We start from the raw sequence: 19,781 nt of genomic DNA, 5'->3' as shown, positions 1-19,781 counted from the left end.
GTGGTTCGAACAGGCATTGCGTGGAGCGTGTTGCAGGTCCCGTGCGCCGGAAGGCGCGCTCAGGCGTTGCTGCGGCCGAGGTACCAGCTGGCGGCGCCGATGACGCCCAGTTGCCCGTGCTCGACCACCTTCACGGGAATGCGTTCCAGCGCCTCGCGCATCGGTCCCTTGTTGAGGTACCGGGCAACGAAGGTGCTGTTCAACAGGAATTCGCGGATCTGCGGCAGGATGCCGCCGGCCAGGTAGACGCCGCCGGACGCGCCGTACTGCAGGGCCATGTCGCCGATGGTGCTGCCCAGCAGCCCGCAGAACACCTGCAGGCTTTCGCGCGCCATCGCATCGGTATTGGCCATCGCCGCGGCGGTGATCGCATCCGGGCTGGCCAGCGTGGGGGTCTGGTCATTCAGCGCGCACAGGGCGCGATACAGGTTCATCAGCCCCGGACCAGACAGCGCGTGCTCGACCGACACATGCGCGTGCTCGCGCTGCATCTGGCGCACGATCGCCATTTCCAGTTCGGTGCTGACCGCCAGGGTCGGCTGGCCGGCTTCGGTGGCCAGTACCACCGGGCCGTGCGCGGTGGGAATCCATACCGCCGCACCCAGGCCGGTGCCGGGGCCGACCACCAGGGTCGGGCCGCGCGGGGCGGTGGCCGGGCCGGTCAGCTGCAGCACGCCGCTGGCATCGACCTGGGCAGCAGCATAGGCCACGGCCTCGAAGTCATTGACGATGAATACGTGTTCCAGGCCGACGTCCTGCTCGATGCGGCGGGCCGACAGCGGCCACGGCACGTTGGCGGTGATCACGGTGCCGTCCTCGCGGGCCACGCCGGCGGTAGCCACCACGCAGTGCGCGGGGCGCGGGTTGTCGCCCAGGAAGGTCTCGAGGATGGCGCTGAGGCCGGGATACTCGGCATTGCGGAACTTGCGGTATTCCAGCACCTGCACCGGGTGGGCCGGGTCGGTGCTGGCCTGCACGCGGGCCACGCGCACATGGGTGCCGCCGACATCGGCGGCCAGAAATGGCACCGGGGCGGCGGCATGGGCCGGTACGGCGGAGGCGGCTGCAGTCACACGGGCTCCCTTGGGTGCGTCACAGCCGGGTAACAAACCCGGCGATTGAGGCGGAGTCTGTAATCGTTCTGACAACGATGTCAACGATAACCTCGCACTTTCGATTGTGCAGTGCAACGCCCCGGCCCTTGTGAAATCGATTACATGTGAGACGTGCTGCGGCGCTTGTTGACAAACCCGGGTGCGCCGTCGAATAAATGTGACAACGTTGTTCCCAGCCACTCTTCCGACGCCGCCTTCGCGCACCGTCGATGCAGGAGCCCTTCCGATGTCTGCCGTGCCTGCCGCTTCCGCGCGTTCGAGCGTTACCACCTCGATCCTCATCATCGGGGTGCTGTTCTTCCTGATCGGCTTCTTCACCTGGCTCAACGGGCCGCTGATCACCTTCGTCAAGCTGGCCTTCGAACTGGACGAGGTGGGGGCCTTCCTGGTGCTGATGGTGTTCTACCTGTCGTACTTCTTCCTGGCCCTGCCGGCGGCGTGGATCCTCAAGCGCACCGGCATGAAGAAGGGCCTGAGCCTGAGCCTGCTGGTGATGGCGGTCGGCGCGGTGCTGTTCGCGCACTACGCGCAGCAGCGCTGGTACCCGGGTGCGCTCAGCGGGCTGTTCGTGATCGGCAGTGGTCTTGCGTTGCTGCAGACCGCGGTGAACCCGTACATCAGCATCCTCGGCCCGATTGAAACCGCCGCGCGCCGCATCGCACTGATGGGCATCTGCAACAAGGTGGCCGGCATCCTCGCGCCGCTGCTGATCGGCTCGCTGGTGCTGCACGGCATCGGCGATCTGGCCGACCAGGTCGCCGCTGCCGACGCGGCTACCCGCGCCACCCTGCTGGACGGCTTTGCCAGCAAGATCCAGGCTCCGTACATGGGCATGGCCGGGCTGCTGGTGGTGCTTGCGGTGGCGGTGCTGTTCTCGCCGCTGCCGGAACTGAAGACCTCTGAAGCCAATGCCACCCCGCCGGCCGCACCGGGCACGCGTGAGCGCACCAGCATCTTCCAGTTCCCGCACCTGTGGCTGGGCGTGATGTGCCTGTTCGTCTATGTGGGCGTGGAGGTGATGGCCGGTGATGCGATCGGCACCTACGGGCATGGTTTCGACCTGCCGCTGGACCAGACCAAGCTGTTCACCTCGATCACCCTGGCGGCGATGCTGGCCGGTTACATCGTCGGCCTGCTGGTGATTCCGCACCTGGTCTCGCAGTCGAAATACCTGAGCATCTCCGCCACCCTGGGCGTGCTGTTCTGCATCGGCGCGCTGTTCACCCACGGCTATGTGTCGGTGGGCTTCGTGGCCGCGCTGGGCTTTGCCAACGCGATGATGTGGCCGGCGATCTTCCCGCTGGCGATCCGCGGGCTGGGCCGCTTCACCGAGACCGGCTCGGCGCTGCTGGTGATGGCCATCGCCGGCGGCGCGATCATTCCGCAGGCGTTCGCGGTGCTGAAGCAGCACTTCGACTTCCAGTGGGTGTTCGCCGGGCTGATGGTGCCCTGCTACCTGTACATCCTGTTCTATTCGCTGCGCGGCTATCGGATTGGCCTGCCCCGCGACGCGGCCTGATCGGCGATCATGGACGCTCCACGGAACCAGCAGGAAACGCCAATGCGCCGAGCGACCATCAAGGATGTCGCCGAACGGGCCAAAGTGTCGTTGAAGACCGTCTCGCGGGTCATCAACAACGAACCGTCGGTGATGCAGGCCACGCGTGCGCGCGTGCTGCGTGCCATCGCCGAGCTGGATTACGAACCGGATCCGGCGGCGCGCAACCTGCGCACCGGCACCACCCTGGTGGTGGGGCTGGTCTACGACAATCCGAACCCGTACCACATCATCGGGGTGCAGAACGGGGTGCTGGCGGCCTGCCGCGAAACCGGCTTCGGCCTGCAGATCCACCCGTGTGATTCCAGTTCACCGATGCTGGCTGAAGAGCTGGCCGACTGGGTGCAGCGTTCACGGCTGGCCGGGCTGGTGCTGACCGCGCCGATGTCCGAGCGCCGCGACCTGATTGCCGCGCTCACCGCGCGTGGGATCAAGCTGGTGCGCATCATCGCCGCCACCGAAGACCCGGCCGACGGGGCCTGCGTGTTCGTGGACGACCGCGAAGCCGCCTATGAAATCACTGAACACCTGATCCAGCTCGGCCACCAGCGCATCGGGTTCCTGTGGGGCGGCACCTCGCACCGCTCTTCGGGCGAGCGCTATGCCGGCTACGAGGCGGCGCTGAAGGACTACGGCATGACCGTGGACAAGCACCTGGTCGTTCCAGGCGACTACACCTTCGACGACGGCTTCCGTGGTGCGCGCCGGCTGCTGGCGCTGCGCGAACCGCCTACGGCGATCTTCGGCTCCAATGACGAAATCGCCGCCGGGGTGCTGGCCGCGGCCAAGTCCGCCGGCATGAACGTGCCCTACGACCTGTCCATTGCCGGCTTCGAGGACAGCCCGTTCTCGCGCCAGTCGTGGCCGCCGCTGACAACGGCCAAGCAGGCCACCGAAGACATCGCCCGCCACGCCGCCCGGCTGCTGATCGCGCAGCTGCGCAGCGATGCCTACGACGAAGCGTCCTCGCCGCTGCACAACCAGGGCTTCGTGCCACAACTGGTGGTGCGCGGTTCCACTGCCCCGATGCGCCCGGCCGGCGCACGGCCTCCCACGCCTGACGTTCCCTGAGACCTGCATGTCACTGCCTGCTCCCCACGAAACCCTGATGTTCCGCGAAGCCGCCGAAGCGGCCGACGTGATCGCCGCGCAGTTCGCGCGCAACCAGCAGGCGGTACAGACCCTGGCCGCCAGCCTGCGCGCGGCTCCGCCGCCGTTCGTGGTGACCTGTGCACGCGGCAGTTCCGACCATGCCGCCACCTATGCCAAGTACCTGCTGGAAACCCGGCTGGGGCTGGTGACCGCGTCGGCGTCGCCATCGGTGGGCTCGGTGTACGAAGCACCGCTGCAGCTGCGCGGTGCGCTGTACATCGTGATCTCGCAGTCGGGCAAAAGCCCGGACCTGCTGCGCAACGCCGAAGCGGCGCGTGCCGCCGGTGCGCGCGTGGTGGCGCTGGTGAACGTGGAAGACTCGCCGCTGGCGCAGCTGGCGGAAACCGTGATTCCGCTGGGTGCGGGTGCCGAACGCAGCGTGGCCGCGACCAAGAGCTATCTGGCTTCGCTGTCGGCGATCCTGCAGCTGGTGGCGTACTGGAGCGAGGACAAGGCGTTGATCGCGGCGCTGGATACGCTGCCGGCTGCCCTGCGCGAGGCCTGGAACAGCGACTGGAGCGCGCTGACCGACGGTCTGGTCCCGGCACATAACCTGTTCGTGATCGGCCGCGGGCTGGGCCTGGGTGCGGCACAGGAAGCGGCACTGAAGTTCAAGGAAACCTGCGGTCTGCACGCCGAGGCCTACAGCTCGGCCGAGGTCAAGCACGGCCCGATGGCGCTGGTGGGTCCGGGCTTCCCGGTACTGGCCTTTGCCCAGCCGGACGAAACCGGCGCGGGCACGCGCGCGGTGGCGGCCGAGTTCGCCACCCGCAACGCGCAGGTGTGGCTGGCCGCGCCCGACGGCGACCTGGCCCAGCCGCAGGCCCCGCACCCGGCGTGTGCGCCGCTGCTGGTGGTGCAGAGCTTCTACCGCGCGATCAACGCGCTGGCGCTGCGGCGCGGGCATAATCCAGATCTGCCGCCGCATCTGAACAAGGTTACGGAAACCGTTTGATGAAAACCGTACTGCGCAATGCCCGCATTCTGGCTGGCGATGAGTTCCGCGATGACCTGGCCGTGGTGATCGAAGACGGTGTGATCACCGCGCTGGTCAGTGACGCCGCGCCGCAACTGGGCAGCGCAGACGAACAGGTCGACCTGGGCGGCGGCTGGCTGCTGCCGGGTTTCATCGACGCGCAGGTCAACGGTGGCGGTGGCGTGCTGTTCAACAACACACCGGATGTGGAGAGCCTGCGCACGCTGGCCGCCGCACACCGACGTTTTGGCACCACCGGCCTGCTGCCGACGCTGATCAGCGACGACGTCGAGGTGATGCGCACGGCCATTGCGGCGACCCGCGAAGCCATCGAAACCAAGGTGCCGGGCGTACTCGGCATCCATCTGGAGGGGCCGTACATCGCACCGGCGCGTAAAGGCACGCACAATCCGGACAAGTTCCGGGTGCCCGATGCCGATGAGATCGCGATGGCGGCGTCGCTGGACAATGGCGTGACCCTGTTGACCCTGGCTCCGGAGCGGGTGCCGCTGGAAAGCATTCGTGCGCTGGTCGAACGCGGCGTGATCGTCGCCGCCGGCCACACTGCCGCAACCTACGAAGAAGCCCGTGCCGGGCTGGACGCCGGCATCCGTGGCTTCACCCATCTGTACAACGCGATGTCGCCGCTGACCGGGCGCGAGCCGGGTGCGGTGGGCGCGGCGCTGGAAGACCGCGACAGCTGGGTCGGCATCATTGCCGACGGCGTGCATGTGCACCCGGCCAGCCTGCGCGTGGCGCTGGCGGCAAAGCCGCGCGGCAAGGTGATGCTGGTGACCGACGCGATGCCGCCGGTGGGTGCGGACGACCCCAGCTATGAACTCTATGGTGAAGTGATCACCGCGGTGGACGGTGTGGTGCGCAATGCCGCCGGCTCGCTGGCGGGCTCGGCACTGGACATGGCCACGGCGGTGCGCAATGCCGTGCAGCAGCTTGGCCTGCCGCTGGAAGAGGCCGCACGCATGGCCGCACGTTACCCGGCGCAGTTCCTCAACCTGGACGACCGCCTGGGCGAGATCGCCGAAGGTTACCAGGCGGATCTGGTGTTGCTGGACGACGCGCTGCAGGTGCGCGCCACTTGGATTGCCGGTCAGCGCGAGGACGCATGAACGCCCCCGCCACCTCGCGCATGGGCTCGATTGATGCCCTGCGCGGCTTGACTGTGGCGGCCATGCTGCTGGTCAACAATCCCGGTGATTGGGCGCATGTGTATTCGCCCCTGCTGCATGCCGACTGGCATGGAATCACCCCGACCGATCTGATCTTCCCGCTGTTCCTGTTCATTGCCGGGGTGTCGCTGGCCTTCAGCGTGGGGCCGCGTGCGCAGGACGTGTCGGCTAGGCCGGCATTGCGCGCTGCGTTGCTGAAGCGTGCGTTGCGCATTCTGGTGGCGGGGCTGCTGCTGCATGTGCTGGCGTGGTGGCTGTTCGCGCTGCCGGCGTACCGGCCCTGGGGCGTGCTGCAGCGGATCGCGCTGTGCGTGGGTGGGGTCGGGTTGATCGCCATCCATCTGCAGGCACGTGCGCACGCCTGGGTGCTGGCGGCGCTGCTGCTGGGGTACTCACTCATATTGCTCGGTGCAGGCACGCTGGAACCGTGGCACAACCCGGTCAGCCGATTGGACACCGCGCTGTTTGCGCCCTACCTGTACAAGTACAACCCGGTCACCGGGCTGGGGCACGATCCCGAAGGGTTGCTCAGCACGCTGGGTGCATTGGCGACGACACTGCTCGGGCTGATCGCCGGGCGCTGGCTGCGTGCAGGAAGGCTGGGTCCGCTGGCAGTGATGGGGGCAGGGTGCCTGGTGCTGGGCGTGGTTGCCGCGCGCGTCCCGGGCGGGCTGCCCTTGAACAAGAACCTGTGGACGCCGAGCTATGTGCTGGTCACCGGGGGGCTTTCGGTCGCCGGCATGTTGCTGGCGCACCTGCTGGTGGACCGGAAGGGCTGGCCGGCGCTGGGCCGGCGTTTCGGTGTGAATGCGATCGCCGCCTACCTCGGCTCGAGCGTGATGGCGCTGGTGATGATCGCCAGCGGCGCGTGGGCGGCCTGCAATGGCTGGCTGGTCGGACTGATGCCGGCGCATCCCAGCCTGGCCTCGCTGCTGTGCGCCTCCGGCTTCGTCCTGTTCTGGTGGGGCGTGGTGGCGTGGCTCGACCACCGTCGCATCTACGTGAAGATTTAGCGCCCCCGGCCTCACAGTTCCTGCACCGGACCATCACGCAACGCCAGTAAAAGTACGCACCAGTGCTGCGTAGTTTTACTGCGGCACCGCGCGTCAGCCGTAGTCCCACTTCCGCAGAAGGATAGGGTTATGTGCTCCAGGATCGCGTTGCAGCGGCACCCGTTGGCCATCAGCACCGGCCACGCACTTCGAATGGTCTGCAGTGCCGCCTTGATCGCCGCCAGCGCGCCGGTCTGGGCAGGCTGCGACAACAGCGCCCCCACCGCCGGCCAGACCGTCACCTGCACCGCCGGTGCCCCCAACCCGCAGACCACCCCGGTGACGAGCGTGGTGGGGTCGGCCACGATCACCCTGAACGTGCAGTCCGGCGCACAGCTGGCCGTGCCCACCGGCGGCGCGGTGTTGTTCGATGGGGGCGGCGGCCATGTGATCACCAACGACGGCACCATCAGTACCGCCGCCGGTATTGCGATCGTGTCCAACCAGGCCACCCGCGTGGTCAACCGCGGGACCATCAGCGGCACGACCGGGGCGATCGTGACCGGTCTGGGGGCTGACCAGCTGGAAATGCTGGGGGGCAGCATCAGCGGTGCGGTGTTGCAGGGCTTTGGCAGCGATGCGGTGGTGATGCGGGCTGGCACTGTGAGCAGCATCGACCAGGGTGATGACCAGGACCGTTTCGAAATGAGCGGCGGCACCATTACCGGCGAACTGAATCAGAGCCGGGAAAGCGATGCGTTCCTGATGACCGGCGGGACCATCGGCTCGGTGGTGCAGGGCGATGGCTCCGACACGTTCCGCATGACGGCGGGGCACATCATCGGCGGCTTCGACGACGGCGACTATGCCGAGTTCACCGGTGGCCGCATCGGTCGGGTCAACATGCGCCTGGAAGACAATTCCTTCCTGATGTCCGGTGGCAGCATCGACGGCAACCTGGTGACCGGTTTCGGCAACGACACCATCGTGCTGTCAGCCGGCGACATCGGCGGCAACATCAGCGTATCCGGTGGCAACGATTCACTCACCGTTACCGGCGGAACCGTGGGCGGCAATGTGCTGCTCAGCGGTGGCAACGATACCTTCGACTGGAGCGGGGGCGGGGTGCTGCGCGGCGGGGTCGACTTCGGAGAGGGCGACGACCGTGCGCGGCTCACCAATCTGGGGCCGGACCAGCTGGGATCGTTCACCAGCTTCCAGGCCGCGGTGGGCAATGACCGGCTGGACCTGAGCAACGTCAAGCTGGCCGGGGTGGAACGACTGCTCAACTGGGAACAGGTGAATCTGGCCAGTGGCAGCGAACTCACCATGGACGGCACGCTGACCCTGGGCGACACCGCAACCGGCACCGGTGCATTGAACGTCGGCGCGGGCAGCGCCTTGCTGGCCGGCGGTGGAAGCGGGCGCGTGGCAGCGCTCGGCGCAGGGCAGCTGGCCACGGTGACCAACGCCGGGCGCATCGATCTGTCCGATGGAGGCAGCGCGCCGGGTGACCGTTTCACCATCGTCGGCAACTATGTGGGCAGCGGCGGCACGCTGCAGCTGCAGACCGTTCTGGGCGACGACGCCTCGGCATCTGACGCGCTGGTGATCGATGGTGGCGCTGCCAGTGGCAACACGGTGATGAACATCCTCAATGTGGGCGGCGGCGGTGCCAGCACCCTTGCCAACGGCATCATGGTGGTACAGGCGGTCAACGGAGCCACCACGGCTGCGGGCGCGTTCGCGCTCTCCAGCGGCATCTCCGTCGGTGCCTACGAGTATTTCCTGTTCAAGGGGGGTGTGAGCGCAGGTACCACCGAGAACTGGTACCTGCGTTCCACCATCGTGCCTGGGCCAGTACCGGCTCCGGCACCTGTACCGGTTGTCGTGGCTGGGGAGCCACCGCAACCACCGGCACCGAGCCCGTTGCTGGTGCCGCCTACACCGGAAGCACGTCCCCCCACGAACATGGACGTGATTCCCATCTACCGCGTGGAAACGCCGCCGTATGCCGTGGTTCCTCCGCTGTTGCGCGAATCGAGCATGGCCAGCCTGGGCACCTTCCATGAGCGCCAGGGCGAGCAGCGCCTGCTGCGCGGCGAGGGCGGGTTCCGTGCGGCCTGGGCGCGGCTGATCGGGCAAAGCCACGAGCAGAACTGGAAGGGTAATGCGCAGCCGGGATTCGATGGTCACTTCGTGGGTGTGCAGGCCGGTGCGGACCTGTACGCGCATGCCGGCAACACCCGCGACCAGCTGGGTGTGTTCGTCGGCCGCAACCGCGCCAAGGGCGACGTCACCGGCTTCGCGCTGGGTTGGGAGAACGTGGCCGCCGGGCAGACCCGGCTGGATGAAGAGCATGTGGGTCTGTACTGGACCCGGGTGGGCGAAAAGAACGGCTATCTCGATGCAGTGGTGATGCAGAGCCGCTATGACGGCAGCAGCACCTCGCTGCGTGGCCTGGGCGTGGACCTGGACGGCAAGGGCACCACGGCATCGCTGGAGGTGGGCAAGCCGCTGCTGCGCTTCGGGCAGTCTGCGTGGTGGCTGGAGCCGCAGCTGCAGGTGATCTGGCAGCGCACCGACATCGACGACACCTCGGACGCGGTGTCGGCGGTGCGGATGCAGAACGACAACGCCTGGACCGGCCGGGCCGGGTTCCGGCTGGCGGCTGATTACACGCTGGCCGACAACGGCTGGCAGCCCTATTTGAAGGTCAATTACTGGCGCGGCTTCAGCGGCGAGGACCGCATCGACATCGGCGGCGACCCGCTGACCAGCGAACAGGCGTATCGCGCGCTGGAAGTCGGCGTGGGCGTGGTGGCGCGCTTCAATGCCAATGTCAGTGCGTTTGCGGTGGCCGACTACACCCGCGATCTGGAGAGCGACGCGCAGAAGGAACGCAAGGTGGTGGAAGGCAACATCGGGCTGCGCTACGACTTTTAGCGTGGCTTTCAACGGTCGTGACGGTGCGTGCGGCTGATCGGGGGATCAGATGCTTTGGCAGGAGTTGCAGCAACATGGACCTCGCCGATCCCCTTGCCGCTTCACTGCGGCTCAGCGCCCCGTTGCCAGATTTCGCCCAGAAGCGACTCGATCGTTTCTACACCCGGCGTTACCACGACGCGTGGGGTGGTCGATTCATCATGGCGGGGCGCACGCCCGATGCTCGTGGTGTGGTGCTGCAGAGCAACGACTACCTTGCGATGGGAGCTGAACCAACGTTGCGGCATATCCTGGCCCAGGCCTGTCGCGACGCGTCGACATCGGTCTCAATGTCGGCATTGTTTCTCGGTGAACACGATCCACTGCATGCGCTGGAGGGGCGACTGGCGGACTTCGTAGGCTAAGAAGAGGGTCTGCTGACCCAGTCGGGCTACGTAGCCAACGTGGGGCTGCTGCAGGCAATTGTCGAGCCGGGGACGCCCGTCTATCTGGACGTGCACGCGCATGCGTCGCTCTGGGAGGGTGCAATCAGTGCAGGGGCCGTCGCGGTACGCTTCGCTCACAACGACATGAAGGCCCTGCAGACGGCAATGGAGCGACACGGCCCCGGGGTGGTGGCGGTCGACGCCGTATACTCGACCAATGGCGCGCTATGTGAACTGGCTGCCTGTGGACAGATCTGCCGGGACAACGACTGCTTGCTGGTGGTTGATGAGTCCCATTCGCTGGGTACCCATGGCGCGCACGGCGAGGGGCTGGTAGCCGCGCTGGGGCTGACCGGTCAGGTGCACTTTGTCACCGCCAGTCTCGCCAAGAGCTACGCCTGCCGGGCGGGATTCATCGCTTGTCCGCGCACAGCCAAGCTGTTCATGATGATGACCTCCCGGCCCGCAATCCTCAGCTCATCACTGATGCCGATCGATGTCGTTGCCATCGACGCAGTGCACAGCTTGCTGCTCCAGAGCGACGACCGGCGCGAACGACTCAGAAGAACGTCACGGCAGTTGCGTGCCGAGCTGGGCGCACGCGGCTATCCGGCCGCCAATGGCACCGAGCAGATCATTGGCCTGGAAGTAGGGGACGAGCAGGCTGTGATGGCGGTGCGCGACGAACTCGAAGCGCACGGCGTTTTTGGCTCTATCTTCTGCCCACCGGCAACGGGCGCGCGGCACTGTTTGATCCGGCTGAGCGTGAACACGGCCCTGAGCGATGCTCAGCTGGAGCGCGTGGTAGAAGTCTTCCAGGCCCGGAAACACCGATTACGACCCGAGCGCTGGATCGGTCATCGCCGGCCCGGCGCGGCGGCCGGGCCGCGTGACGCGGTCAACGGGAACGTGCCGTCTTGATCGCCTGCACACGCTCACGGTTGAGTGCATCCCCAATGGCGGGGCCCTTCAGATGGGTGAGGTCGAGGTCGCGCGCCTGCACTGCCAGTGCGGCGGCATGCACGCGCTTGAGCGTTTCGCCCTGCGGGTAGTCGCTGTCTTCAAAGCCGAGACGGCCTCGCTTGTCGGCTTCGCAGCACAGCGCGATGCGGGCGACGCGTTCGGGGCGGCGGAAGGCATCGAAACGGCCCAGCAGCTCCAGTATCGTGGCGTCACGCAGTTCATCGATGCGGTGCACGTTGAGGTGGTCGCGGCACACCGCTTCGGCCAGCTGGCGGTGTTCCAGCGGCACCTTCAGCCGTTCGCACAACGCCTGCAGCGGCTTCAGACCGCGCTGCTCGTGCATCAGGTGGCGGGGCCATTCGTCTGGCGGGGTCAGACCCTTGCCGAGGTCGTGGGTGAGGGCGGCGAAGCCGACCAGGTCATCGCCCGGGGCAAGGCGCGCGGCCATGTCGCTGACCATTTCCTGGTGCACGCCGGTGTCCACTTCCGGATGGAACTCGGCACGCTGCGGCACGCCATACAGGGCTTCCAGTTCCGGCAGCACCGCTCCCAGCGCGTTCGCCTCATGCAGGGTGCGCAGGAAGGCCGACGGCTGCGCGCAGGTGAGGGCGCGACGCAGTTCCTGCCAGACCCGTTCGGGCACCAGTGCATCCAGTTCGCCGCTGGCGGCGATCTGGCGCATCAGGTCCATTGTTTCCGGTGCCACGGTGAAGCCCAACGGAGCGAAGCGTGCCATGAAGCGGGCGGCACGCAGCACCCGCAAGGGATCTTCGACGAAGGCGGGGCCTACATGGCGCAACACGCGGTGCTCGATATCGCGCGCGCCGCCGTAGGGGTCCACGAGGGTGCCGGTGGCTTCGTCGCAGGCGATGGCGTTGATGGTGAAGTCGCGGCGCAGCAGGTCGTCTTCCAGCGTGACCGACGGGTCAGCGTCGACCACGAAACCGCGATAGCCGCGCCCGGACTTGCGCTCGGTGCGGGCCAGTGCGTATTCCTCGCCCGTCTTCGGGTGCAGGAACACCGGGAAATCCTTGCCCACGGCCTTGTAGCCCTGCGCCTCCATCTGGGCCTGGGTGGCACCGACCACGACCCAGTCGTGGTCACCGGGCGTGCGATTGAGCAGACGGTCGCGGACCGCGCCGCCGACAAGATAGATCTTCATGCGGCCATTGTGCCCGATCAATGTCGGACGCCGCACCGGCACTACCAGTCAGTCTGCTGTCTTTTCTGCGTTAGTCGGGCAGGTCAGCTGCTTGCGCTTGGCCTGCAGGCGGCCGTTCATGCGATCAGTCACCGGCAGTGCATTGCCGTTCAAGCGCCAGTCGTAGATCACGCTGAACGCCAGGATACGTGCCACGTACTCGCGCGTTTCCTTGTAGCTGATGGTCTCGATCCAGATGTCCGGGTCGAAGCCCGGGCGCTGCGACTGCCAGCGTGCGGTCGGGGTGGGGCCGGCGTTGTAGGCAGCAATGGTGACGTAGGGCAGGCCGTCGTACTTGTTCATCAGCTGGCGCAGATACGCCGTGCCCAGCGCGATGTTGGTGTCGGGGTCATACAGGCTGGCTGCGCCGCCGTAGTTCACCAGCCCGATCGACTTGGCCACGCTGGCCCCGGTGGCGGGCAGCACCTGCATCAGGCCCATCGCGTTGGCAGGCGAGCGTGCCTTCGGATTGAAGATGCTCTCGGCGCGGATCTCGGCGGCCACCCAAGCGGGGTCGATCGCATGTTTGGCCGATTCGCGGCGGATCGCCGCGTCGTGATGCAGCGGGAAGCGAAGACTGTACAGGCGCTGTTCGTCCGGGGTCTTGCCCAGCGAGAACACCGCGCGGTCGAACCAGCCGTTGTCGCGTGCCACTTCCACTGCGATGCGGCGCTGGGTGGTGTCGAAGCGGCTGAGCGCGTCGTTCCACTCGGCCACGGCCCAGCCACTGCGTTCGATCTTGAACAGCTCCATCGCGCGGACGATGGCCGGATCGCGGGCGATGGCGGCTTGTGCCGCTGCGCTGTCGTTCGGCTCCAGCGGGCACAGGGTGTAGCTGTTCAAGCCCAGCTGGTCAGCGGCCAGGAAGCCGTGGAAGGTGGCCGAGCGGGCCGCTTCGCGGAACAACGGCTGTGCTTCGGCGCGCTTGCCGGTCTTGTCCAGCATGCGTGCTTCGAAGTAGCGCCAGCGCGAATCATTGCGCTGCGTGGGGCCCATCTTGCGGATCGCGGTGAGCGCGGCCGGCCAGTCGCCGCGCGACAGCGCTTCACGGGCACGCCACTCGTGCAGGCGCTCGTCATACGCCGAATCGGGCACCGCGTTGAGTCGACGTGCGGACTCGGGGCCGTAGGAGGCCACCGTCCACAGCGCAATCTGGTAACGCACCTGGGCCTGCTGGGCCGGGCTCAGCTGCAGCGCATTGGCGTACTGCGGCAGCTGCTGCTCGGTAGCATCCGGGTCGGCCTTGGCCAGCTTGGCCAGGCCATCGGTGGCGATGCGGCGGCTGCGCTCATTGCGTGGCCAGTTCAGTGCGCTGGCATTGGGCTTGTCGACGAAGGCGGCATAGGTGTTGGCCAGCGTCAGATCGGCGGCGGGCAGCCCGCGCGCGGCGCTGCGCATCACCGCCGGCTGCTGCTCGTCGGCGGCGGCATCAATCCGCGCCCAGCGCAGTTCCGCGCTCAGCCCGCCCTTGGCATCCAGTACGGCGAATACCGGGTCGCAGCCATCAGGCAACGACTTGCCGCTGCTCTTCCACAGTGCCTGGGCATCGCTGACCCATTGCGCATCGGCCTTGCCGGTGGCCTGCAGGGCATTGAGCCGCGCGCAGCGCAGGCCGACGTTGTCGGTAGGGCCCCAGTTGGCGAGCAGGGTCGGCCAGTCCTGGCGGCGCGCCAGTGCAGGGAGCCATACGCTGCGGAAGCTGCCGGCCACGGCCTGGCCGTCGTAGCGCTTCAGGAAGTCCTGGGCCTGTGCGCTGGTCACGGTGTCGATGTTGCGGCGCAGGTTCGCGTACTCCAGCCAGCCGTACAGCGGGTGCTGGCTCAGACTGCGGGCCTGGCCGGCATCGAACTGGCCGCGCTCGGCGTTGTCGATGGCGGCTTTGATCTGCGCGCGCTGCGCATCCAGGTTCTGTGCGGTGGCCGGGAAGGTGCCGGCCAGGGCGACGGCGGCTGCGCTGAGCAGGAGCGGGGAAAGTCGATTCATGCCGAAAGGATAGCGGGCCGGGGTGAAGGCCGGCGTAGGTAAACCTACCGGTGGATGAACGTAACTTCAGCAGTGCCTGAACACGTGGCTGGCGCAGGCGTAATGTCGGGGACGCACGACCAACGGTCGTGCGCTACCGGGAATCCATATCGTTTCAATACGGGGATATCACCATGGCATTCAGCGCAGCAGGCTCCACCTCTTCCGGCCCCTTGGCCGACATCAACGTCACCCCGCTGGTCGACGTCATGTTGGTGTTGTTGATCATCTTCATCGTCACCGCGCCGATGATCGCCCGGCCGATTCCGGTCAATCTCCCGCAACGTACCGATATCGCCCCGCCCCTCGACCCACCGCCCCCGATTGAACTGCGGGTGGATGCCAGCAACCAGGTGTTCTGGAACGGGCAGGCGGTCGCCGTGTCGTCGCTGCAGGCACGCATGCAGGACGTGGCGCAGGCCAATGTCGGCAACCTGCCGGTGCTGCGTATCGATACCAGCCCGGAGGCCGAGTACGACGTGATGGCGAAGGTGTTGGCGGCGGCCAGTAATACGCACATGGATCGCATCACCTTTGTGAGGTAGCGGGCACTGCGAGGGCCGGCCAACGGCCGGCGCTACCGGGAGCCGACCATTGGTCGGCTCCTTTTTTGTAAAGGTCGCGTGAAAGCGGGATTTCATCACGCCTTCATCTTTACAGGTTGTTTACAAAGGAAGGGTTGGCAGGCTCTAAGGGGGAGCCGGCCGGCACCAAAACCAACATTCCTTTGGAGAGAGAGCGAATGAACACCCTGCATCACCGCCCCTTGGCGGTTGCTGTCGCGTTGTGCCTGTTGGTTGTACCCGCGCTGGCCAGCGCCCAGGAAACACCCCGCCCCACCACCGAACTGGATCGTGTCGACGTCACCGGTACCCGCATCAAGCGCGCCGAAGTCGAAGGCCAGGTTCCGATCCAGACCCTGAGCCGCGAGCAGATCGAGCAGACCGGCCTGAACTCCATCGGCGAAGTGCTGCAGCAGCTGACCGGCTCCGGTTCGGCGCTGAACGCCAAGTTCAACTCCTCCGGCAACTTCGGCTTCCCCCCTGACGGCAGCGGCGTGGGCGCGGGTTCGGCGCAGGTCGACCTGCGTCACCTGGGGGCCAAGCGTGTGCTGGTGCTGGTGGACGGCATCCGCTGGGTGAATGAGTCCTCGGCCTCCGGCGTGGGCGCGGCCACCGACCTCAACACCATCCCCCTGGCCATCGTCGAGCGCATCGAAGTGCTCGAAGACGGCGCGTCTTCGCTGTATGGGTCCGATGCCATTGCCGGCGTGGTCAACATCATCACCCGCCGTGAGTTCGACGGCGGCCAGGTCACCCTGAACTACGGCGAGTACAGCAAGGGCGATGGCACCCAGAAGGGCGTGGACCTGGCTTGGGGCACCAGTGGTGACCGCTACAGCCTGTTTCTGGGAGCCAGCTGGACCAAGCAGGACCCGGTGTATGCCAGCACACGCGAGCAGTCGCGCGTGCCGATCCCGGGTACCGGCCTGACCTTCGGCAGCTCGGCTACGCCGAATGGTCGCTTCATGTTTACCGATCCCAATACCGGTATCGACTACAACATCACGCCCAATACCGGGGTGACCAACCCCACCTTCAATGGCGTCGGCGGTTGTGACCGCACCGATGATTACCACTGCTTCGCCACGGCCGACCGCTTCAACTTCGCCGAGTACAACCTGTTGCTGACCCCGTCCGAGCGCAAGGGCATCTTCGGCCAGTTCCGCTTTGACATCACCGACAACGTGCAGTGGTACATCAAGGCATTGGGCAACCGCCGCGAGTCGACCAACCAGGCCGCACCGGAGCCACTGTTCTTCGGTCCTGACGGTGCCACCGGCAATCCTCTGGCTGACAACATCGTCATTTCCGCACTGAACCCATACAACCCGTTCGGCTTCGATCTGGATTCCTCCAGCAACCTGAGCATGGTCGGCCGCCGTCCGGTGGAAGGCGGCGCACGCGTGTTCGAGCAGGAAGTGAACACCCAGTACTTCGCCACCGGCCTGGTCGGCAATTTCGAGGCGGCCAGCCGCAGCTGGTACTGGGACGTCAACGGCATGTACAGCAAGAACAAGGCCGAGCAGACCAACTACGGCAGCTATGACATCTACAAGGTGAACATGGCGCTGGGCGACCCCGCCGTCTGCGCGGCGACGCCGGGCTGCGTGCCGCTGAACATCTTCGGTGGCCCGGGCACCATCACCCCGGCAATGCTGCAGTGGATCCAGCCGGTGGTGCGCGACCGCAGCGTCAACGAGCTGAGCCTGTTCACCGCCAACCTGAGCAGCGACCTGTTCAACCTGCCGGCGGGCCCGGTGTCGTTCGCTACCGGCTACGAGTACCGCAAGTACGAAGGCTCCTACAATCCGGATCCGCTGACCGTGCGCGGCCACTACAACGGCGTGCCGTCGTTGCCGACCTCCGGTTCGTATGATGTCAACGAAGCGTACCTGGAGCTGAGCGTTCCGATCTTCGCCAACACCGAGATCGGCTCGAAGATGGATCTGAGCCTGGCCGGACGCTATTCGGACTACTCCACCTTTGGTGGCGAGTTCACGCCGAAATACGGCCTGCGCTGGCAGGTGACCAACGACTTCGTGCTGCGTACCAGCTATGCCGAGGGCTTCCGTGCACCGTCCATTGGTGAGTTGTACGGTTCGGCGGCGCGTGCCGACCTGCAGCTGTTCGATCCCTGCTCGGTGGGCCTGGGTGGCACGCCGCCGCGTGGCAGCGCCGCCAACTGTGCCGCGTTGGGTGTGCCGACCGGGTTCCAGCAGGCCAACTCGCAGATCTCGGTCACCACCGGTGGTAATCCCGAACTGGACCCGGAGCGTTCGCGCAGCTTCAGTGCCGGCTTCGTCTGGAGCCCGTGGTTTGGCAGCAACACCACGTGGTCCGAGCGCTTTGATGTGGAAGTGACCTTCTATCGCCACCACATTGAAGGGGCGATCCAGGCCATCGATGCACAGACCCAGCTGGATCTGTGCGTGGACACGCTGGATTCGGTGTACTGCGATGGCATCAGCCGTGCCAGCACCGGTGCAGTCAGCGCCTTCAACAACCGCCTGACCAACCTGGGGTCGATCAAGACCGACGGATGGGACGTGGACCTGTTCTGGACGCTGCCGCAGAGCGACATCGGCCAGTTCAAGATCGGCTGGCAGAACACCTTCGTCGGCCGCTATGAGGCGCTGGGTGCGGCCGGGCAGCGGCAGCCGCAGGAACCGGGTATCGAAGTGGTGAACAGCTCGATTCCGGAGTGGACCAGCAACGCCACCCTGGGCTGGAGCCTGGGCGCGTGGAATGCGTCGTGGACGGTGCGGCACATTTCCGAGCTGAAGGAACAGTGCGGCGATGCGTCGACCTTCGACGTCTGCAGTGACCAGGCGGCGGGTACCAATACGCTGTCGGCCACCACGTACCACGACTTCCAGGTCGGCTACAAGATCGACTGGATGAAGGGGCTGCAGCTGAGCGCGGGCTTGAACAATGCGTTCGACAAGGACCCGCCGATCTGCCTGTCCTGCTCGTTGAACGGGTATGACGCGTCCACGTATGACATTCCGCGTGGGCGTTACTGGTACCTGCGCGCGGACCTGCGGTTCTGATGCGGTGGGGCACCGGGCAATGCCCGGTGCCCCGATCATTGTGGAGCCGGGCAAGCCCGGCTCTACTTCGGCATCATCGCCTCCATCACCCGGTCGATGCTGAAGCTGGCTGCACGCGCTCGCGGCGGAAATTCCTTGAAGCTCTCCAGCCACTCCGCCAGCATGGGTGGGGCCGCATACAACAGGAAGTTCTGCTCAAGGAACCAGTCGTTGTACTTGATGCTGACCTCGCCGCGCTCGAAGGGATCGGCACGCAGGTCGAAGAACTTGGGAATGCGCATTTCCGACAGCGGTTCCCGCCACACGCTGATGCCTTCATTGCGCTGCTCGGCAAACACGACTTTCCATCGCCCGAGCCGTGCGGCCATGCATTCGCCGTCGTCGCTCCAGTAGATAAAGCCCTGGCGCGGTGATTCGGCGGCTTTGCCCGACAGAAATGGCACCAGGTTGTAGCCGTCCAGGTGCACCTTGTAGGCGCGCCCGCCGATGTTGAAGCCCTTCTTCAGCTTTTCCACCAGTTCGGGTTCGCCATTGGCTGCTGCGAAGGTGGGAATGAAGTCCTGAAGCGACGCGATGTCATTGATGACACGGCCAGGTTCGATCACACCCGGCCAACGCATCACGCACGGCACGCGCCAACCGCCTTCCCAGTTGGTGTCTTTTTCACCACGGAACGGCGTGGTGCCACCGTCGGGCCAGGTCATGACCTCTGCCCCGTTGTCGGTGGTGAACACCACAATGGTGTTGTCGGCAACCGACAGCTCGTCGAGCTTGTCGAGCAGTTGGCCGACGTAGCCATCCAGTTCAACCATGCCGTCCGGATAGGTGCCCAGTCCCGTCACACCGACAGACGACGGCTTGAGGTGCGTGAACACGTGCATGCGGGTGGGATTGAAGTAGCAGAACCACGGCTCGTTGGCCTTCGACTTGCGGGTGATGAAGTCCAGCGCGGATTCCAGGAATTCCTCGTCCACCGTTTCCATGCGCTTGCGGGTGAGCGGGCCGGTGTTCTCGATCTGCTGCCGGCCGACTTTGCCGAACTGTTCGTCGACGGTGCCGTCTTCTTTGTCGGTCGCCTTGCACTTGAGTACACCGCGTGGACCGTACTTCTTGCGGAACGCGGGATCCTTGGGGTAGTTCGGGTATTCTGGCTCTTCTTCGGCATTGAGGTGATACAGGTTGCCGAAGAACTCATCGAAACCGTGCACGGTGGGTAGGTGCTCGTTGCGGTCGCCGAGATGGTTCTTGCCGAATTGGCCGGTGGCGTAGCCGAAGTGCTTGAGGAACTCGCCAATGGACGGGTCTTCGAAGCTCAAGCCCAGCGTGGCACCGGGCATGCCGACCTTGGTCAGCCCGGTGCGGATCGGCGACTGGCCGGTGATGAATGCGGCACGCCCGGCGGTGCAGCTCTGCTGGCCGTAAAAGTCGGTGAAATTGGCCCCCTCGCGGGCGATGCGGTCGATGTTGGGCGTTCGGTAGCCCATCACGCCGTTGTTGTTGCAGCTGATATTGAACCAGCCGATGTCATCGGCCATCACGAACAGGATGTTCGGTTTTGGGGCGGCCATGGCGGTGTCCTGCAAGGGGAGGTCCGGGCAGGGTAGGGCGCGGGCAGGCCGGAGGCATCCGAA

14 protein-coding genes are annotated in these 19,781 nt (G+C 66.1%); 10 read left to right on the top strand and 4 right to left on the bottom strand.

What is annotated here, in order from left to right; translation table 11 throughout:
- Positions 1–59: 59 nt before the first annotated feature.
- Complete coding sequence (locus RT551_RS10565) at positions 60–1,073, bottom strand: glucokinase family protein (protein WP_313458341.1); 1,014 nt, start codon at positions 1,071–1,073, stop codon at positions 60–62.
- A 268-nt stretch (positions 1,074–1,341) separates the two neighbouring features.
- Here RT551_RS10565 and RT551_RS10560 point away from each other — a divergent pair, with 268 nt between their 5' ends.
- From RT551_RS10560 to RT551_RS10525, 8 genes are all read left to right on the top strand, one after another.
- Positions 1,342–2,634 (top strand): sugar MFS transporter, encoded by a 1,293-nt coding sequence (locus tag RT551_RS10560; protein WP_313458339.1) that lies wholly within the window; start codon positions 1,342–1,344, stop codon positions 2,632–2,634.
- 42 nt (positions 2,635–2,676) lie between these two features.
- Positions 2,677–3,744, top strand: a complete 1,068-nt coding sequence (locus RT551_RS10555; RefSeq protein ID WP_313458338.1) for a LacI family DNA-binding transcriptional regulator — start codon at positions 2,677–2,679, stop codon at positions 3,742–3,744.
- 7 nt (positions 3,745–3,751) lie between these two features.
- On the top strand, positions 3,752–4,780 hold the full coding sequence (locus RT551_RS10550) for an SIS domain-containing protein (RefSeq protein WP_313458337.1): 1,029 nt from the start codon (positions 3,752–3,754) through the stop codon (positions 4,778–4,780).
- Positions 4,780–5,928, top strand: a complete 1,149-nt coding sequence (nagA, locus tag RT551_RS10545) for an N-acetylglucosamine-6-phosphate deacetylase (protein ID WP_313458336.1) — start codon at positions 4,780–4,782, stop codon at positions 5,926–5,928. The genes RT551_RS10550 and nagA overlap by 1 nt, the downstream gene beginning before the upstream one ends.
- Entirely contained in the window at positions 5,925–7,001 is a 1,077-nt protein-coding gene (locus RT551_RS10540) for a heparan-alpha-glucosaminide N-acetyltransferase domain-containing protein (protein ID WP_313458335.1), read from the top strand. The genes nagA and RT551_RS10540 overlap by 4 nt, the downstream gene beginning before the upstream one ends.
- Positions 7,002–7,130: 129 nt before the next feature.
- Positions 7,131–9,926 (top strand): autotransporter outer membrane beta-barrel domain-containing protein, encoded by a 2,796-nt coding sequence (locus RT551_RS10535; protein WP_313458333.1) that lies wholly within the window; start codon positions 7,131–7,133, stop codon positions 9,924–9,926.
- A gap of 74 nt (positions 9,927–10,000) precedes the next feature.
- Entirely contained in the window at positions 10,001–10,330 is a 330-nt protein-coding gene (locus RT551_RS10530) for a hypothetical protein (RefSeq protein WP_313458331.1), read from the top strand.
- A 9-nt stretch (positions 10,331–10,339) separates the two neighbouring features.
- Positions 10,340–11,272 (top strand): aminotransferase class I/II-fold pyridoxal phosphate-dependent enzyme, encoded by a 933-nt coding sequence (locus tag RT551_RS10525; protein ID WP_313458377.1) that lies wholly within the window; start codon positions 10,340–10,342, stop codon positions 11,270–11,272.
- Here the strand turns inward: RT551_RS10525 and RT551_RS10520 are convergent.
- Both RT551_RS10520 and RT551_RS10515 read right to left on the bottom strand, forming a co-directional pair.
- A complete protein-coding gene (locus RT551_RS10520) occupies positions 11,250–12,476 on the bottom strand; it encodes a multifunctional CCA addition/repair protein (protein WP_313458328.1) in 1,227 nt (408 codons plus the stop codon). The genes RT551_RS10525 and RT551_RS10520 overlap by 23 nt on opposite strands.
- A gap of 48 nt (positions 12,477–12,524) precedes the next feature.
- Positions 12,525–14,498 carry a transglycosylase SLT domain-containing protein gene (locus RT551_RS10515; protein ID WP_313458326.1) on the bottom strand — a complete coding sequence of 658 codons (1,974 nt, stop codon included), beginning with the start codon at positions 14,496–14,498 and terminating at the stop codon, positions 12,525–12,527.
- Positions 14,499–14,671: 173 nt separating this feature from the next.
- Here RT551_RS10515 and RT551_RS10510 point away from each other — a divergent pair, with 173 nt between their 5' ends.
- Together RT551_RS10510 and RT551_RS10505 are read left to right on the top strand one after the other, a co-directional pair.
- The gene (locus RT551_RS10510; RefSeq protein WP_313458324.1) at positions 14,672–15,082 is read left to right on the top strand and encodes a biopolymer transporter ExbD; all 411 of its coding nucleotides are present in this window, start codon (positions 14,672–14,674) and stop codon (positions 15,080–15,082) included.
- Positions 15,083–15,279: 197 nt separating this feature from the next.
- Complete coding sequence (locus RT551_RS10505) at positions 15,280–18,150, top strand: TonB-dependent receptor (protein ID WP_313458322.1); 2,871 nt, start codon at positions 15,280–15,282, stop codon at positions 18,148–18,150.
- Between the two features lie 62 nt (positions 18,151–18,212).
- Here the strand turns inward: RT551_RS10505 and RT551_RS10500 are convergent, their stop codons facing one another.
- Complete coding sequence (locus RT551_RS10500; protein WP_313458319.1) at positions 18,213–19,718, bottom strand: arylsulfatase; 1,506 nt, start codon at positions 19,716–19,718, stop codon at positions 18,213–18,215.
- Positions 19,719–19,781: the final 63 nt, after the last annotated feature.

This window comes from Stenotrophomonas sp. (assembly GCF_032103445.1).
In the GTDB taxonomy this organism is placed as follows: domain Bacteria; phylum Pseudomonadota; class Gammaproteobacteria; order Xanthomonadales; family Xanthomonadaceae; genus Stenotrophomonas.
Note: the sequence above shows the minus strand (reverse complement) of the source record. Positions and strands in the feature narration are given on the sequence as shown.

What these genes read in the sequence shown, in the direction of transcription:
- RT551_RS10515 (WP_313458326.1), bottom strand. Translation starts at nt 14,498, where the DNA reads ATGAATCGACTTTCCCCGCTCCTGCTCAGCGCAGCCGCCGTCGCCCTG.
- RT551_RS10560 (WP_313458339.1), top strand. Translation starts at nt 1,342, where the DNA reads ATGTCTGCCGTGCCTGCCGCTTCCGCGCGTTCGAGCGTTACCACCTCG.
- nagA (WP_313458336.1), top strand. Translation starts at nt 4,780, where the DNA reads ATGAAAACCGTACTGCGCAATGCCCGCATTCTGGCTGGCGATGAGTTC.
- RT551_RS10505 (WP_313458322.1), top strand. Translation starts at nt 15,280, where the DNA reads ATGAACACCCTGCATCACCGCCCCTTGGCGGTTGCTGTCGCGTTGTGC.
- RT551_RS10535 (WP_313458333.1), top strand. Translation starts at nt 7,131, where the DNA reads ATGTGCTCCAGGATCGCGTTGCAGCGGCACCCGTTGGCCATCAGCACC.
- RT551_RS10500 (WP_313458319.1), bottom strand. Translation starts at nt 19,718, where the DNA reads ATGGCCGCCCCAAAACCGAACATCCTGTTCGTGATGGCCGATGACATC.
- RT551_RS10510 (WP_313458324.1), top strand. Translation starts at nt 14,672, where the DNA reads ATGGCATTCAGCGCAGCAGGCTCCACCTCTTCCGGCCCCTTGGCCGAC.
- RT551_RS10530 (WP_313458331.1), top strand. Translation starts at nt 10,001, where the DNA reads ATGGACCTCGCCGATCCCCTTGCCGCTTCACTGCGGCTCAGCGCCCCG.
- RT551_RS10555 (WP_313458338.1), top strand. Translation starts at nt 2,677, where the DNA reads ATGCGCCGAGCGACCATCAAGGATGTCGCCGAACGGGCCAAAGTGTCG.
- RT551_RS10550 (WP_313458337.1), top strand. Translation starts at nt 3,752, where the DNA reads ATGTCACTGCCTGCTCCCCACGAAACCCTGATGTTCCGCGAAGCCGCC.
- RT551_RS10520 (WP_313458328.1), bottom strand. Translation starts at nt 12,476, where the DNA reads ATGAAGATCTATCTTGTCGGCGGCGCGGTCCGCGACCGTCTGCTCAAT.
- RT551_RS10540 (WP_313458335.1), top strand. Translation starts at nt 5,925, where the DNA reads ATGAACGCCCCCGCCACCTCGCGCATGGGCTCGATTGATGCCCTGCGC.